A 13,213-nucleotide genomic window follows, 5' to 3' on the forward strand; every position below is an offset into this window, starting at 1 on the left:
CGCTCCAGCACCGCGCGGATCACCGTCGCGCCCAGCTCGGGCGCCGCAATCTTCGCAAGCGAGCCGCCGAATTTGCCAACCGCGGTCCGCGCGGCCGATACGATCACTACGTCCGTCATGTTCAGTTCCTGCATCGAAATCAAGTTGTCGTTCTGGCGCCGGCACGGGCCGGCTGCAATTGGCGATGGCGCACGTCGGGCCGTTCGGCGCGATAAAGGTTGCACGCCGCCGCGCCACGAGCAGCGTCCGGTCGCACCGGCGGCACACCGGCACGGCCCGCACCTGCATCGGCGCCTTGCGGCAAACCGGAGGGCCGCCGGACACCGCGCAACACACGCGGTGCGCGGCGCCATCCGACGCCGATCAATCGCGTCGCGCCTGCGCGCGACACGCGCTCACGCCCGCGGTTACAGCCGCGGTTGCGTCGTTACGCGGCCGATTCGCGCGCAGCCGCTGCCGCGTCCTTGCGTGCGGCGGCAGCCGTCTGCTTGGCGCCACGCGTGGCCGTTTCGCTGACCGCATCGAAGCCGCTCTGTGCGGCTTCGATCGCCTGACCCGTCGCTGCGCGCACGGAGTCGGCCGCTGCCGTCGCCGCGGACAGCGCCGAATTCAGCGCGGCCACCACCGGCGCCGAGCCGGCCGGCGCATGCTTCGACAGTTCACCGATCACGTCCTTCAGGCGCTTGTCGTTCTGTTCGTATTGCGCCTGCGCGACCTTCGCCCATTCCGATTGCGTCGACACCGCGATGTCGAACAGATGGCGGCCGTACGACACGACCTTGCCGGCCGCTTCCTGCGGTACGGCTGCCTGCTGCGCGAAACCCGCGGCCGGATTGCTGCTGTTGAAGGCGTTCTTCAGCTTGTCTTCGTATTCCTCGAGCGCCGTCCGGGCCGCTTGCAGGTTGAGTTCGACGACAGCCTCGAAACCCTTGATCGCCGGACGGGCGATCGCGAACCATGCGGCGATACCGGATTGATAATCGGCGGCGAATTTTTCGGGGGCAAATACGGACATCGGGCACGCTCCTGTTGGAAATGCGAGAGACGACGTAAAGAAAAATAGAAGCCAGATCGAAAGCCGGCTTGCTTATTGACAACTCCCCACTCATTTGAGCACGAGAAGTTGGAGGAAGCCATTCTAGATCGATTAATTGTCAATAAAATGGCATTAATGATAAGTGTAAACCCTCATTTCATTTCGAGCGACTGCCTGAGCCCGCGACGTGCCGGCATCGCAGAGAAAAAAATACCGCGGCACTCTGTCCCGTATTGCCTTTTTACAGCATAGCGCATCATGACGCTGCACAACATTTACCAATTCACTATTCCGTTTATTAGAAAACCGGCGCTCATTGAAAATGAAGCAGTCACTTATGTAATCGATTTTTCGGGATTTATTATGAAATCGTTTCCGGGATTATTAATGACAAAATCAATGATCGGATGAATTGCGGGTCGCAATGGAAAAACCTGGCGCGGCCGTATGAAACGGCCGCGGCCGGCGCCGGCGTGCGGGCGATCAGCCGGCCAGTTCGCGATGCAGTGCGCGGAATTCCTGTGCGAGCTTATGCCCGGGTTCGAGATGGATCACCGGCTTGGACTGCTGATGCGACTCGCGGATCTTCACCGACGCCGACAGCCTCGACGCGAGCACCGGCAGCCCTTCGTCGACGAGTTCGTCGACCAGCCGTTGCGGCAGGCTCGCGCGCGGCTGGAACTGGTTGATGACGATTCCTTCCACCTCGAGCGCCGCGTTGTGGTCCTGCTGGATTTCCTTCACGTTCTCGAGCAGCGTGTACAGCGCGCGGCGCGAGAAGTCGTCGCAGTCGAACGGGATCAGGCAGCGCTCGACCGCGATCAGCGCCGAGCGCGTATAGAAATTCAGCGCGGGCGGCGTGTCGATGTACACGGCGTCGTAGGTGTCGAGTTCGTTCAGCGCGTCGCGCAGCTTGTAGATCTTGTAGCGCGATTCGAGCTTGCCGTGCAGCGCGTCGAGGTCCGGATGCGCGGGCATCACGTCGAGCCCTTCGAACGGGGTCGGATGAATGAACGACGCGACGTCGACCGGACGGAAGTTGAAGGTCAGCGCGGTTTCGAAGAATCCGGCCACACCCGGTTGCACGTCGGCCGCGGCGTCGCCGAGCAGGTAGCGCGTGGAGTTCGCCTGCGCATCGAGATCGATGACGAGCGTGCGCAGCCCTTCGCTCGCGCTGATCGCCGCCAGGTTGCAGACGATCGTCGATTTGCCCACGCCGCCCTTCTGGTTGAATACGACCCGCCGCATGGTGTCTCCTCGATCGAAACGTCGAAAGGATCAGCTTAGCCGGTCAATAATGGCGGCTGCGTGACGCAGATCGAATTACGTGCGATTGTGCGCGGCACGCATCAGGTGCGCGGCAGCGCCCCCGATACATGGCGATTGCCGGGCACGCTCCATCGCCACGGGAAATCCTTGCCGACGCGAATGCCGATGCGCGGCCCGCCCGCCAGATCGGTGGGCGGCGCCATGCCGTCGTCCACGACCGCGAACCCTTCGCGCGCGCCGACCAGATCGACGCCATCCTGGGCGCCGCCGATCCCCATCGCCTGGGTCAGCCGCGCCGGCCCGCGGCACAGGTCGCGATCGCGCGTCAGCGGCGGCCGTGCCGCATGCATCTGTTCGAGCCCGTGCAGCGGTTCCAGCGCACGGATCAGCACGCCTGTTCCCATGCCGTCCGGGCCGCACACGCAATTGCAGCACCAGTGCATGCCGTACGTGAAATAGACGTACAGGTGCCCGGGCGGCCCGAACATCGTCGCATTGCGCGGCGTCTTGCCACGATAGGTATGCGCCGCCGGGTCGATCGCGCCGGCATAGGCCTCCACTTCGACGATGCGGCCGGCCCGGCCGTCGGCTGCCGCGAGGATCTTGTTGAGCAGTTGCGGCGCGACGTCGGTGGCCGTGCGATCGAAGAACGCCCGCGGCAACACGGTGCCCGGCCATGGGGATGCCGTCTTACTGCGTCGCATCCGGCTGCTCCTCCGGCTGACGACCGGAAGCGGTCCTCGCGTGCAGATAAAGCTGACGGTACGCATCGACCAGATCGTCGAGGCCGAACGCAAGATTTCTCCCGCTGGGATTGGGCAGCACCCAGACGCTCGCGTGCTGCAAGCGCGCCGGCTGCAATCCCCACGCGACCTCGCGTTGCCCCGAAAGCGCCGAGTACGCCGCCTTGCCGAGAAAGGCGACAAAGCGCGGCCCATAACGCGCTACCTTCTGCTCGAACTCCGCCGCCGCGGCGATGAATTCCGCGCGCGAAAGCTGATCGGCACTCGCGGTCGGCCGCTTCACCACCGCCGTCAGGCCGCAGCCGTACCGGAGTATCGCGCGATCGTCCTGCGGAGGAATTTCCGTTGGCGTGAAACCCGCGAGATGAATCACGCGCCAGAAGCGATTGCTTCTCCCCGCGAAGTGATGCCCGGTTGCGGCGGCGATCATGCCGGGGTTGATCCCGCAGAACAACACGTCGAGATGCGCAGCGATGAGGTCGGGGAGTTCGTCAGCCACGGTTCGCCTGGAATGCGACGTACAAGGACGTAAACGAAGCAAGGCCCGAAGACCCGGGCCAAGCAACCGGCTTGACTCGGACATTCGGGCCCATCGTGATGCGGGATGCCGACTTGCCGATCAGAACGGGATATCGTCGTCCATCTCGTCGAAGCCGCCGCCTGCCGGTGCGCTCGGACGGCTCTGCGCGCCGCCGCCAGCACCGCCACGCGCCGCACCGCCGGCACGACCGCCGCCACCACCGGCGCGTTCCGTCTGCTCGCCGCGGCCGCCACCACCGCCACCGTAGCCACCGCCGTAACCGCCTTCGTCACCGCCGCCGCCGCCACCGCCCGCACCGCCGCGGCCACCGAGCATCTGCATCTGGTCCGCGACGATTTCGGTCGAATAACGATCCTGGCCGTCCTGGCCTTGCCACTTGCGCGTGCGGATGCGGCCCTCGATATAGACCGACGAACCCTTCTTCAGGTATTCGCTGACGATTTCCGCCAGACGGCCGAAGAACGCGACGCGATGCCACTCGGTCATTTCCTTGAAATCGCCGCTTGCCTTGTCCTTGTAGCGGTCGGTCGTCGCGAGACGGATGTTCGCAACCGCGTCGCCGCTCGGCAGGTAACGGACTTCAGGATCGGCGCCGAGATTGCCGACGAGGATGACCTTGTTGACGGATGCCATGTGTTTCTCCAGTAAATTCGATGCCGGGCCGCCCGCGCATGCGTCGGAGCGGCTCGCCGGGCAAGCCGGCGAACGCCGCCGGTGCCTGCCCGAAAATTGGGTTCAGGCCTTGCGCGGCGGCGCTTTCATGCTGGCCGCGATTATAAGCCACGCGGCAACGAGCCCCGAACACGCGTAGAACACGGTGTTCGCGCCGCCGTGCTTCAGCAGCCAGCCGCCCATGATGCCGCCGAGCGCGAGCCCGATCGACTGCGTGGTGTTGTACACGCCCGTGGCCGCGCCCTTGCGCGAACCCGGCGCGAGCTTCGACACGAGCGACGGCTGCGACGCTTCCAGGATGTTGAACCCCAGGAAGTAGACGAACAGGATCGCCGCCACAATCAGGATGGTATGCGGCGCGCTGCCCAGCAGCAATTGGCCGATCAGGATAGCCAGAATGCCGCCGAGCAGCACCGGCTTCATCTTGCCCCGCTTTTCCGCGACGATGATCGCCGGGACCATCATCACGAACGCGAGCCCCATCACCGGCAGGTAGACCTTCCAGTGCGCGGCGACCGGCAGCCCGCCGTCGACGAGCAGACGCGGCACGACGAGAAACAGCGCCGTCTGCGTCGCGTGCAGCACCAGCACGCCGAAGTTCAGGCGCAGCAGCTCGACGTTGTGCAGCACCTCGGCGAACGGCGCGGGCACGTGCACGGGCTTCGCCGCGTCGGGCACGATCCACAGCACGACGCCGATCGCGAGGATCGACAGCACGCCGACGATCGTGAACAGCCCGCTCATCCCGACCCAGTGGAACACGATCGGCGCGCCGACGATCGCGACCGCGAACGACACGCCGATCGAGCCGCCGACCATCGCCATCGCCTTGGTACGGTTCTGCTCGGAAGTCAGGTCGGCGATGAACGCGAGCACCGCGGACGATACGGCGCCCATCCCCTGGATCACGCGGCCGACGATGATCCACGTGATGTCGTGCGCGAACGCGGCGACGAAGCTGCCGAGCGCGAAGATCACGAGGCCCGCGGCGATCACCGGCTTGCGGCCGAACTTGTCGGACGCCCAGCCGTAGAAAATGTAGAACAGCGACTGCGTGACGCCGTAGGCCCCGAGCGCGATGCCGACGAGCAGCACGTTGTCGCCGCCCGGGATGGTTTTCGCGTAGACCGAGAACACCGGCATGATCATGAACAGGCCGAGCATGCGCAGCGCGAAGATCGCCGCGAGCGACGTGGTCGCGCGCAATTCGGGCGCAGTCATGCGGGAAGACGTGGCGGACGGATTGGACATCGGGAATGAATTTCGAATGATCGGAATGTCCGCCCGGTAGCGGGCGGCGGAAGATCAGGACCGGCGGCCCGGGAGGCCTGACGGGCGACACGTCGGGGCAGGATGCTGGCAGCCCGCAGGCCGCCGGAACCGCACGGCGCGACCGCTTTCCCCGGCGCAGGCGCCGCCTTGCTGCCACCTGCTGTAAAGGCTGGGGACCCCAAACGACGGTCTCGAAAAGCCGTTATAGTAGCAGGTTTGGTTCCCTCCATTTTCGCCAGGTTCATGGAACAGATCCGTATCCGTGGGGCACGAACCCACAACCTGAAAAACGTCAATCTCGACCTGCCGCGCCACAAGCTGATCGTGATTACCGGGTTGTCAGGGTCGGGCAAGTCGTCGCTTGCGTTCGACACCCTTTATGCCGAGGGCCAGCGCCGCTACGTCGAAAGCCTGTCCGCCTATGCCCGCCAGTTCCTGCAGTTGATGGAGAAACCGGACGTCGACCTGATCGAGGGCCTGTCGCCCGCGATCTCGATCGAGCAGAAGGCGACGTCCCACAACCCGCGTTCGACCGTCGGCACGGTCACGGAAATCCACGACTACCTGCGACTTTTGTACGCACGTGTCGGCACGCCGTACTGCCCCGACCACGACATCCCGCTCGAGGCGCAGAGCGTGTCGCAGATGGTCGACGCCGCGCTCGCGCTGCCCGAGGAAACCAAGCTGATGATCCTCGCGCCCGTCGTCGCGAACCGCAAGGGCGAGCACGTCGAGCTGTTCGAGGAGATGCAGGCGCAGGGCTTCGTGCGCTTTCGCGTGCGCTCGGGCGGCGGCACCGCGAACGAAGGCGTCGCGAAGATCTACGAGGTCGAGTCGCTGCCGAAGCTCAAGAAGAACGACAAGCACACGATCGACGTCGTCGTCGATCGCCTGAAGGTGCGCCCGGACATGAAGCAGCGCCTCGCCGAATCGTTCGAGACGGCGCTGCGCCTCGCCGACGGCCGCGCGATCGCGCTCGAGATGGATACCGACCACGAGCACCTGTTCAGCTCGAAGTTCGCGTGCCCGATCTGCTCGTACTCGCTGCAGGAGCTGGAGCCGCGCCTGTTCTCGTTCAACAACCCGATGGGCGCGTGCCCGGAGTGCGACGGCCTCGGCCAGATCACGTTCTTCGACCCGAAGCGGGTCGTCGCGCACCCGTCGCTGTCGCTCGCCGCGGGCGCCGTGAAGGGCTGGGACCGCCGCAACCAGTTCTACTTCCAGATGCTGCAGAGCCTCGCGGCGTTCTACGAATTCGACATCGACGCCGCGTTCGAGGATCTGCCGGAAAAGATCAGGAAGGTGCTGCTGTTCGGCTCGGGCAAGCAGACGATCCCGTTCTCGTACATCAACGAGCGCGGCCGCACGACGATCCGCGAGCACGTGTTCGAAGGGATCATCCCGAACCTCGAGCGCCGCTACCGCGAAACCGATTCGGTCGCGGTGCGCGAAGAACTGTCGAAGTACCAGAACAACCAGCCGTGCCCGTCGTGCGAAGGCACGCGCCTGCGTCGCGAGGCGCGCCACGTGCGGATCGGCACGGGCGACTACGCGCGCGGCATCTATGAAATCAGCGGCTGGCCGCTGCGCGATGCGCTCGGCTATTTCGACGGGCTGACGCTCGAAGGCGCGAAGCGCGAGATCGCCGACAAGGTGATCAAGGAAATCGTCGCGCGCCTGACGTTCCTGAACAACGTCGGCCTCGACTACCTGTCGCTCGAGCGCAGCGCCGAGACGCTGTCGGGCGGTGAGGCGCAGCGGATCCGGCTCGCGTCGCAGATCGGCTCGGGCCTCACGGGCGTGATGTACGTGCTCGACGAGCCGTCGATCGGCCTGCACCAGCGCGACAACGACCGCCTGATCGGCACGCTCAAGCACCTGCGCGACCTCGGCAACTCGGTGATCGTCGTCGAGCACGACGAGGACATGATCCGCACGGCCGACTACGTCGTCGACATGGGCCCCGGCGCGGGCGAACACGGCGGCGTGGTGGTGGCCGAAGGCACGCCGAAGCAGGTGCAGTCGAACCCGCAGTCGCTGACGGGCCAGTACCTGCTCGGCAAGCGCACGATCGAGTATCCGGACGAGCGGATCGCACCCGACGCCGAGCGGATGCTGCGCATCGTCGACGCGCACGGCAACAACCTGAAGCACGTCGATCTCGAGCTGCCGGTCGGCCTGCTGACCTGCATCACCGGCGTGTCGGGCTCCGGCAAGTCGACGCTGATCAACGACACGCTGTACCACGCGGTCGCGCGCCATCTGTACGGCTCGTCGGCCGAGCCGGCGCCGCACGAGGCGATCGAGGGCCTCGAGCACTTCGACAAGGTGATCAACGTCGACCAGTCGCCGATCGGCCGCACGCCGCGCTCGAACCCGGCCACGTATACGGGCCTGTTCACGCCGATCCGCGAGCTGTTCTCGGGCGTGCCGACCTCGAAGGAGCGCGGCTACGATCCGGGCCGCTTCTCGTTCAACGTGAAGGGCGGCCGCTGCGAATCGTGTCAGGGCGACGGCGTGCTGAAGGTCGAGATGCACTTCCTGCCGGACGTCTACGTGCCGTGCGACGTGTGCCACGGCAAGCGCTACAACCGCGAAACGCTCGAAGTGCAGTACAAGGGCAAGAACATCAGCGAAGTGCTCGACATGACGGTCGAGCATGCGTACGAGTTCTTCAGCGCGGTGCCGGTCATCGCGCGCAAGCTGAAGACGCTGCTCGACGTCGGCCTCGGCTACATCCGCCTCGGCCAGTCGGCCACGACGCTGTCGGGCGGCGAGGCGCAGCGCGTGAAGCTGTCGCTGGAGCTGTCGAAGCGCGACACGGGCCGCACGCTGTACATCCTCGACGAGCCGACCACCGGCCTGCACTTCCACGACATCGCGCTGCTGCTCGAGGTGATCCACCGGCTGCGCGACCAGGGCAACACGGTCGTGATCATCGAGCACAACCTCGACGTGATCAAGACGGCCGACTGGGTAATCGATCTCGGCCCCGAAGGCGGCGCCGGCGGCGGCCAGATCATCGCGCAGGGCACGCCCGAACAGGTCGCGAAGACGAAGGCGAGCTTCACCGGCAAGTACCTCGCGCCGCTGCTCAAGCGTCCGACCCGCAAAGTCGCGGCCGGCTGACGCTCTTTCGGCCCTCCCGGCCCTTCCCGCGCGCGGCCGCCCGGCCGCGCGCGTCCTTCCGCGGCGCGCAGCTCCCCTCGTTTTCCCTTCTGCGTTTACACCACGCGCCAAACGGCCCGTTTGCGGACCATAATGGCAGCTATACTTTACGGTCGTAAGGTTCGCCTTCCGCACCAATCCGGTGCGACGCCGGCCGAACCCGGCTCTGCCGCGCGCTGTGCGGCATGACACACGAACGACAGGAATCCACGATGGAGAAGCAACAAGAGTCGCGCGATGCGCAGAGCCGCGAGCCGCACCTGCGCAGCGTGCGGCTGACGAGCGACTTCAGCCTGCCGAAGCTGTCGGCACTCGAGATCGGCAGCTATTTCCTCACGATCGTCATGATGTGGCTCGTTCTCGAGCTCAAGCTGCTCGGCGGGCTGCTGGCCGGCCTGCTCGTCTACCAGCTGATCCACACGATCGCGCCCGTGATCGAACGCCACACGACGAGCATGCGCGCGCGCTGGGTCGCCGTCGTGCTGCTGGCGATCGTGATCGTCGGCGGGCTCACGGGCCTGACGATCGGCATCATCGAGCATTTCGAGCACACGGTGCCGAACCTGCAGAGCCTGCTCGGCCAGTTGATGCAGATCGTCGAGCAAACCCGCGCGCGAACGCCCGCGTGGATCGCGAACCTGCTGCCGGTCGACGTCGAGCAGATGAAGACCAAGGCGGCCTTGCTGATGCACTCGCACATGGACCAGCTCCAGCAGAGCGGCAAAAGTGTCGCGCGCGGCTTCGGCCACGTGCTGTTCGGGATGATCATCGGCGCGATGATCGCGATCGGCGTCGAGCACGGCAAGGTGCGCCGGCCGCTGTCGACCGCGCTCGTCACGCGCGTGTCGCGCTTCTCCGACGCGTTCCGCCGGATCGTGTTCGCGCAGATCAAGATCTCGGCGATCAACGCGACGTTCACGGGCATCTACCTGCTCGTCGCGCTGCCGATCTTCCACGAGCGGCTGCCGCTGTCGAAGACGCTCGTGCTCGTCACGTTCATCGTCGGCCTGCTGCCGGTGATCGGCAACCTGATCTCGAACACGCTGATCGTCGCCGTATCGCTATCGGTCAGCATGGGCACCGCGATCGCGTCGCTCGTGTTCCTCGTCGTCATCCACAAGCTCGAATACTTCCTGAACGCGAAGATCATCGGCGGCCAGATCGAGTCGCGCGCGTGGGAGCTGCTGCTCGCGATGCTGATCATGGAGGCCGCGTTCGGGCTGCCGGGCGTGATCGCCGCGCCGATCTTCTATGCGTACCTGAAACGCGAGCTGTACCTGCTGCGGCTGATCTGAAACCCGCGTCTCAGGCGACAAAAAAACGCCGCGCCCCGTAAAGGAGGCGCGGCGTTTTTGTTTCCGGGGGCTGCCGATCGGCGGCCGGCGCTCCGGCGGCCGGCCAACCGGGGGCGGCCGATTCAGATCAGCGGAACACGACCGTCTTCGTCCCGTTCAGCACGATCCGGTGCTCGACGTGCCACTTCACCGCGCGCGCGAGCGTCACGCACTCGACGTCGCGGCCGATCGCGGTCAACTGGTCGGGCGTCATGCTGTGGTCGACGCGCTCGACTTCCTGCTCGATGATCGGGCCTTCGTCGAGATCGGTCGTCACGTAGTGCGCGGTCGCGCCGATCAGCTTCACGCCGCGGTCGAACGCCTGGTAGTACGGCTTCGCGCCCTTGAAGCTCGGCAGGAACGAGTGGTGGATGTTGATCGCGCGCCCGGCGAGCTGCTGGCACATGTTCGGCGACAGGATCTGCATGTAGCGCGCAAGCACGACGAGATCGGCCTGGTGCTCGTCGATCACTTCCAGCACGCGCGCTTCCTGCGCGGCCTTCGCCGCATCGGACGAACCGCCGATCAGCGGGAAGTGATGGAACGGGATGTTGTAGCTCGCGGCGAGCTGGTAGAACTCCTTGTGGTTCGACACGATCGCCGGGATCTCGATCGGCAGCTGGCCGGTGCGATAGCGGAACAGCAGGTCGTTCAGGCAGTGGCCGATCTTCGATACCATGATCACGACGCGCGGCTTCACGGCCGCATCGTGCAGTTCCCAGCGCATCGAGAACTGCTCGGCGAGCGGCGCGAACTCCTTGCGAAGCGTGTCGAGCGCCGACGCGGCATCCGTGCCGTTGCCGTCCTGCTCGAAGTGCACGCGCATGAAGAATTCGCTGGTGCGGCTGTCGCCGAACTGCGCCGAATCGAGGATGTTGTTGCTGCGCTCGAACAGGAAGCCCGAGACCGCGTGGACGATGCCGTGCCGGTCGGGGCACGACAGTTTCAAGATAAAGCTGTGATCGGTCGGCATGACCGCTACTCCCTTTGTTTCCGTATTCGTCAAATTGCCCGTTCGCGCCGCCGGACTGCGCGTCGCGGCGCGCGTCACGCGGCCGGTGCGAACAGCGCGTCGATGCCTGCCGCCTCTTGCGCCGTCAGCCAGCGATGGCGCAGCAGCGTGTCGAGCGTCGCGAGGCTCGCGTCCATCGTCGCGCGGCCTTCGCGCAGCCAGCCGATCACCTCGGGTACGCCGGCCAGCAGATGCTCGGCCACTTCGCCGTCCTGGTTGCGCGGCGCGAAGTCGTGCGGCAGCGGCAGGTCGTACACGAAGATCAGTTCGGACTGCGTGCCTTCCGGCAACGAGCACAGCACCTGCACCGCGCGGCCCGCGATCGCGCGCGCCGCGAGTTCGGCCGGAATGCCGGCTTCTTCCCAGCACTCTTTCGCAAGCGTCTCGTGAACGCCCAGGCCCCAGCCGATGCCGCCCGCGACGACGTTGTCGAGCATGCCGGGGTCGGTTGCCTTGGTCGCGCTGCGGCGGCCGAGCCACATCTGCGGCACGGCCGCGGCTGGCGCAGCCGCATATTCTACGATGCCGTTCAGATGCACCGCATAAGTCTGCGTCCCGAAAAACCGCGACGCGGCGCGCTCGATATACGCCAGCGGCGCATCGTCGAAGCGATTGCGGATCGCGTAGATCTCGTCGCGCCAGCCGGGAATCGCGCCTTCGGCCGCGAGCGCGCCGATCGCGCTCGCCAGCGCCATGCTGCGCGCGTCGACCGAGTCGTAGCGCGCCGACAGCACGACGCGCTCGCCGGTCAGTTCGAACACGTCGGGCCAGCGCGCAAGCTTCGCGACATCCTGGCGGCGCACCCAGCCGACCGCCTGGCCGGCGATCTCGAAGCGCAGGTGCGCGGCCGGATCGAAGCGGCGCGCGGCCGCGATGCACGGAAACGTCATTGCCGTCAGTCCTTCAGCGCGACGCGGATGCCGATCGCGATGAACGTCGCGCCGGCGATCCGGTCGAGCCACACGCCGGCCTTCGGGCGGCGCTTCAGCCATGCGCCGATCATCCCGGCGCCGACGCCGAACAGCGAGAAGATCGCGGCCGTCTGCAGCATGAACAGCGCGCCGAGCTCGAACATCTGCAGCGTCACGCCCTGCGCGCCGTGCGGATCGACGAACTGCGGCAGGAACACGACGAAGAACAGCGTGACCTTCGGGTTCATCAGGTTGCCGATCACGCTCTGCCGGAAGATCGTGCCGAGCGGCTGCGGCGGGCGCGCGTGCGCGTTCGCGAGGCCCTGGCTGCGCAGCGCCTTGATGCCGATCCACACGAGGTACGCGGCGCCCGCGAGCTTCAGGATCTCGAACGCGACCGGCGACGAACGCAGCACGGCCGCGACGCCGAGCGCCGCGAGCGTCGTGTGGAACAGGATCCCGGCCGTGAAGCCGAGCGCGGCGACGAAGCCGGCCGCGCGGCCCTGCGAGATGCCGCGCGCGAGCACCTGCAGGTTGTCGGGCCCCGGCGCGAACGTGATCGCGATCGACGTGGCGAGAAACAGCATGAAGTTGGGCATCGTGACCTCGCGGTGTAAGCCGGCGTTCAGTGGCCGGCGAATTCGGTAACGGTATAGACGGGCAGTCCCGCGTTGCGCAGCAGCGCCGAGCCGCCGAGATCGGGCAGGTCGATGATCGCCGCGCCCTCGACGACCACCGCGCCGAGCCGCTGCAGCAGGTTGCGCCCCGCCATCATCGTGCCGCCGGTCGCGATCAGGTCGTCCATGATGATCACGCGGTCGCCGGGGCGGCACGCATCCTCGTGGATCTCGACCGTCGCGCTGCCGTATTCGAGGTCGTACGATTCCGAGCGCGTCTTGTACGGCAGCTTGCCGACCTTGCGGATCGGCACGAAGCCGACGCTCAGCTCGTACGCGACGATCGGCGCGATGATGAAGCCGCGCGCATCGAGGCCCGCGACGTAGTCGAGCTTCGCATCGACATAGCGCTCGACGAACAGGTCGACGAGGATGCGCAGCGCCTTCGGGCTCTGCAGCAGCGTCGTGATGTCGCGGAACATCACGCCCGGCTGCGGCCAGTCGGGCACCGTGCGGATCTGGCTGTGGATGAAGGCGACCGGATCGAGCGGCGCGCCCGACGACGAATGCGGCATGAAACTCTCCGAAAAAAACGGTGCGCGAAGATCGGGCACCGTTTCGAAAAATACGGGTCAGGT

13 protein-coding genes are annotated in these 13,213 nt (G+C 66.1%); 2 read left to right on the forward strand and 11 right to left on the reverse strand.

The window, feature by feature from the left end; translation table 11 throughout:
* From AC3WLY_RS32850 to AC3WLY_RS32880, 7 genes are all read right to left on the reverse strand, one after another.
* On the reverse strand, positions 1 to 119 hold a 119-nt coding region (locus AC3WLY_RS32850), incomplete at its 3' end, for a thiolase family protein (RefSeq protein ID WP_457766415.1).
* Positions 120 to 427: 308 nt separating this feature from the next.
* A complete protein-coding gene (gene phaP, locus AC3WLY_RS32855; RefSeq protein ID WP_175963662.1) occupies positions 428 to 1,015 on the reverse strand; it encodes a TIGR01841 family phasin in 588 nt (195 codons plus the stop codon).
* A 504-nt stretch (positions 1,016 to 1,519) separates the two neighbouring features.
* Positions 1,520 to 2,284: a ParA family protein gene (locus tag AC3WLY_RS32860; protein ID WP_425131933.1), complete on the reverse strand. Its 765-nt coding sequence runs from the start codon at positions 2,282 to 2,284 to the stop codon at positions 1,520 to 1,522.
* Between the two features lie 101 nt (positions 2,285 to 2,385).
* On the reverse strand, positions 2,386 to 3,009 hold the full coding sequence (locus AC3WLY_RS32865) for a DNA-3-methyladenine glycosylase (protein ID WP_492309254.1): 624 nt from the start codon (positions 3,007 to 3,009) through the stop codon (positions 2,386 to 2,388).
* On the reverse strand, positions 2,996 to 3,547 hold the full coding sequence (gene mug / locus AC3WLY_RS32870) for a G/U mismatch-specific DNA glycosylase (protein ID WP_492309253.1): 552 nt from the start codon (positions 3,545 to 3,547) through the stop codon (positions 2,996 to 2,998). Before mug ends, AC3WLY_RS32865 begins: the two co-directional genes overlap by 14 nt.
* A 120-nt stretch (positions 3,548 to 3,667) precedes the next feature.
* The gene (locus AC3WLY_RS32875) at positions 3,668 to 4,222 is read right to left on the reverse strand and encodes a single-stranded DNA-binding protein (RefSeq protein ID WP_034179047.1); all 555 of its coding nucleotides are present in this window, start codon (positions 4,220 to 4,222) and stop codon (positions 3,668 to 3,670) included.
* A gap of 102 nt (positions 4,223 to 4,324) precedes the next feature.
* Positions 4,325 to 5,512 (reverse strand): MFS transporter, encoded by a 1,188-nt coding sequence (locus tag AC3WLY_RS32880; protein ID WP_175963658.1) that lies wholly within the window; start codon positions 5,510 to 5,512, stop codon positions 4,325 to 4,327.
* Between the two features lie 264 nt (positions 5,513 to 5,776).
* On the opposite strand from AC3WLY_RS32880, the gene uvrA reads away from it, so the two are divergent.
* Together uvrA and AC3WLY_RS32890 are read left to right on the forward strand one after the other, a co-directional pair.
* On the forward strand, positions 5,777 to 8,662 hold the full coding sequence (gene uvrA / locus AC3WLY_RS32885; RefSeq protein ID WP_072444665.1) for an excinuclease ABC subunit UvrA: 2,886 nt from the start codon (positions 5,777 to 5,779) through the stop codon (positions 8,660 to 8,662).
* Positions 8,663 to 8,913: 251 nt separating this feature from the next.
* Positions 8,914 to 9,996, forward strand: a complete 1,083-nt coding sequence (locus tag AC3WLY_RS32890) for an AI-2E family transporter (protein ID WP_175963657.1) — start codon at positions 8,914 to 8,916, stop codon at positions 9,994 to 9,996.
* A 127-nt stretch (positions 9,997 to 10,123) separates the two neighbouring features.
* Here AC3WLY_RS32890 and purU read toward each other — a convergent pair whose 3' ends face one another.
* The 4 genes from purU to AC3WLY_RS32910 all read right to left on the reverse strand — a co-directional run bounded on the left by purU (position 10,124) and on the right by AC3WLY_RS32910 (position 13,150).
* A complete protein-coding gene (gene purU, locus AC3WLY_RS32895) occupies positions 10,124 to 11,008 on the reverse strand; it encodes a formyltetrahydrofolate deformylase (RefSeq protein ID WP_034179051.1) in 885 nt (294 codons plus the stop codon).
* 74 nt (positions 11,009 to 11,082) lie between these two features.
* Positions 11,083 to 11,937, reverse strand: a complete 855-nt coding sequence (locus AC3WLY_RS32900; RefSeq protein WP_175963656.1) for an NUDIX hydrolase — start codon at positions 11,935 to 11,937, stop codon at positions 11,083 to 11,085.
* 5 nt (positions 11,938 to 11,942) lie between these two features.
* On the reverse strand, positions 11,943 to 12,557 hold the full coding sequence (locus AC3WLY_RS32905; RefSeq protein ID WP_175963655.1) for a LysE family translocator: 615 nt from the start codon (positions 12,555 to 12,557) through the stop codon (positions 11,943 to 11,945).
* A 26-nt stretch (positions 12,558 to 12,583) separates the two neighbouring features.
* Entirely contained in the window at positions 12,584 to 13,150 is a 567-nt protein-coding gene (locus tag AC3WLY_RS32910; RefSeq protein WP_040141994.1) for an adenine phosphoribosyltransferase, read from the reverse strand.
* Positions 13,151 to 13,213 lie beyond the last annotated feature (63 nt).

It is taken from the genome of Burkholderia sp. FW306-1C-G01B (assembly GCF_058781685.1).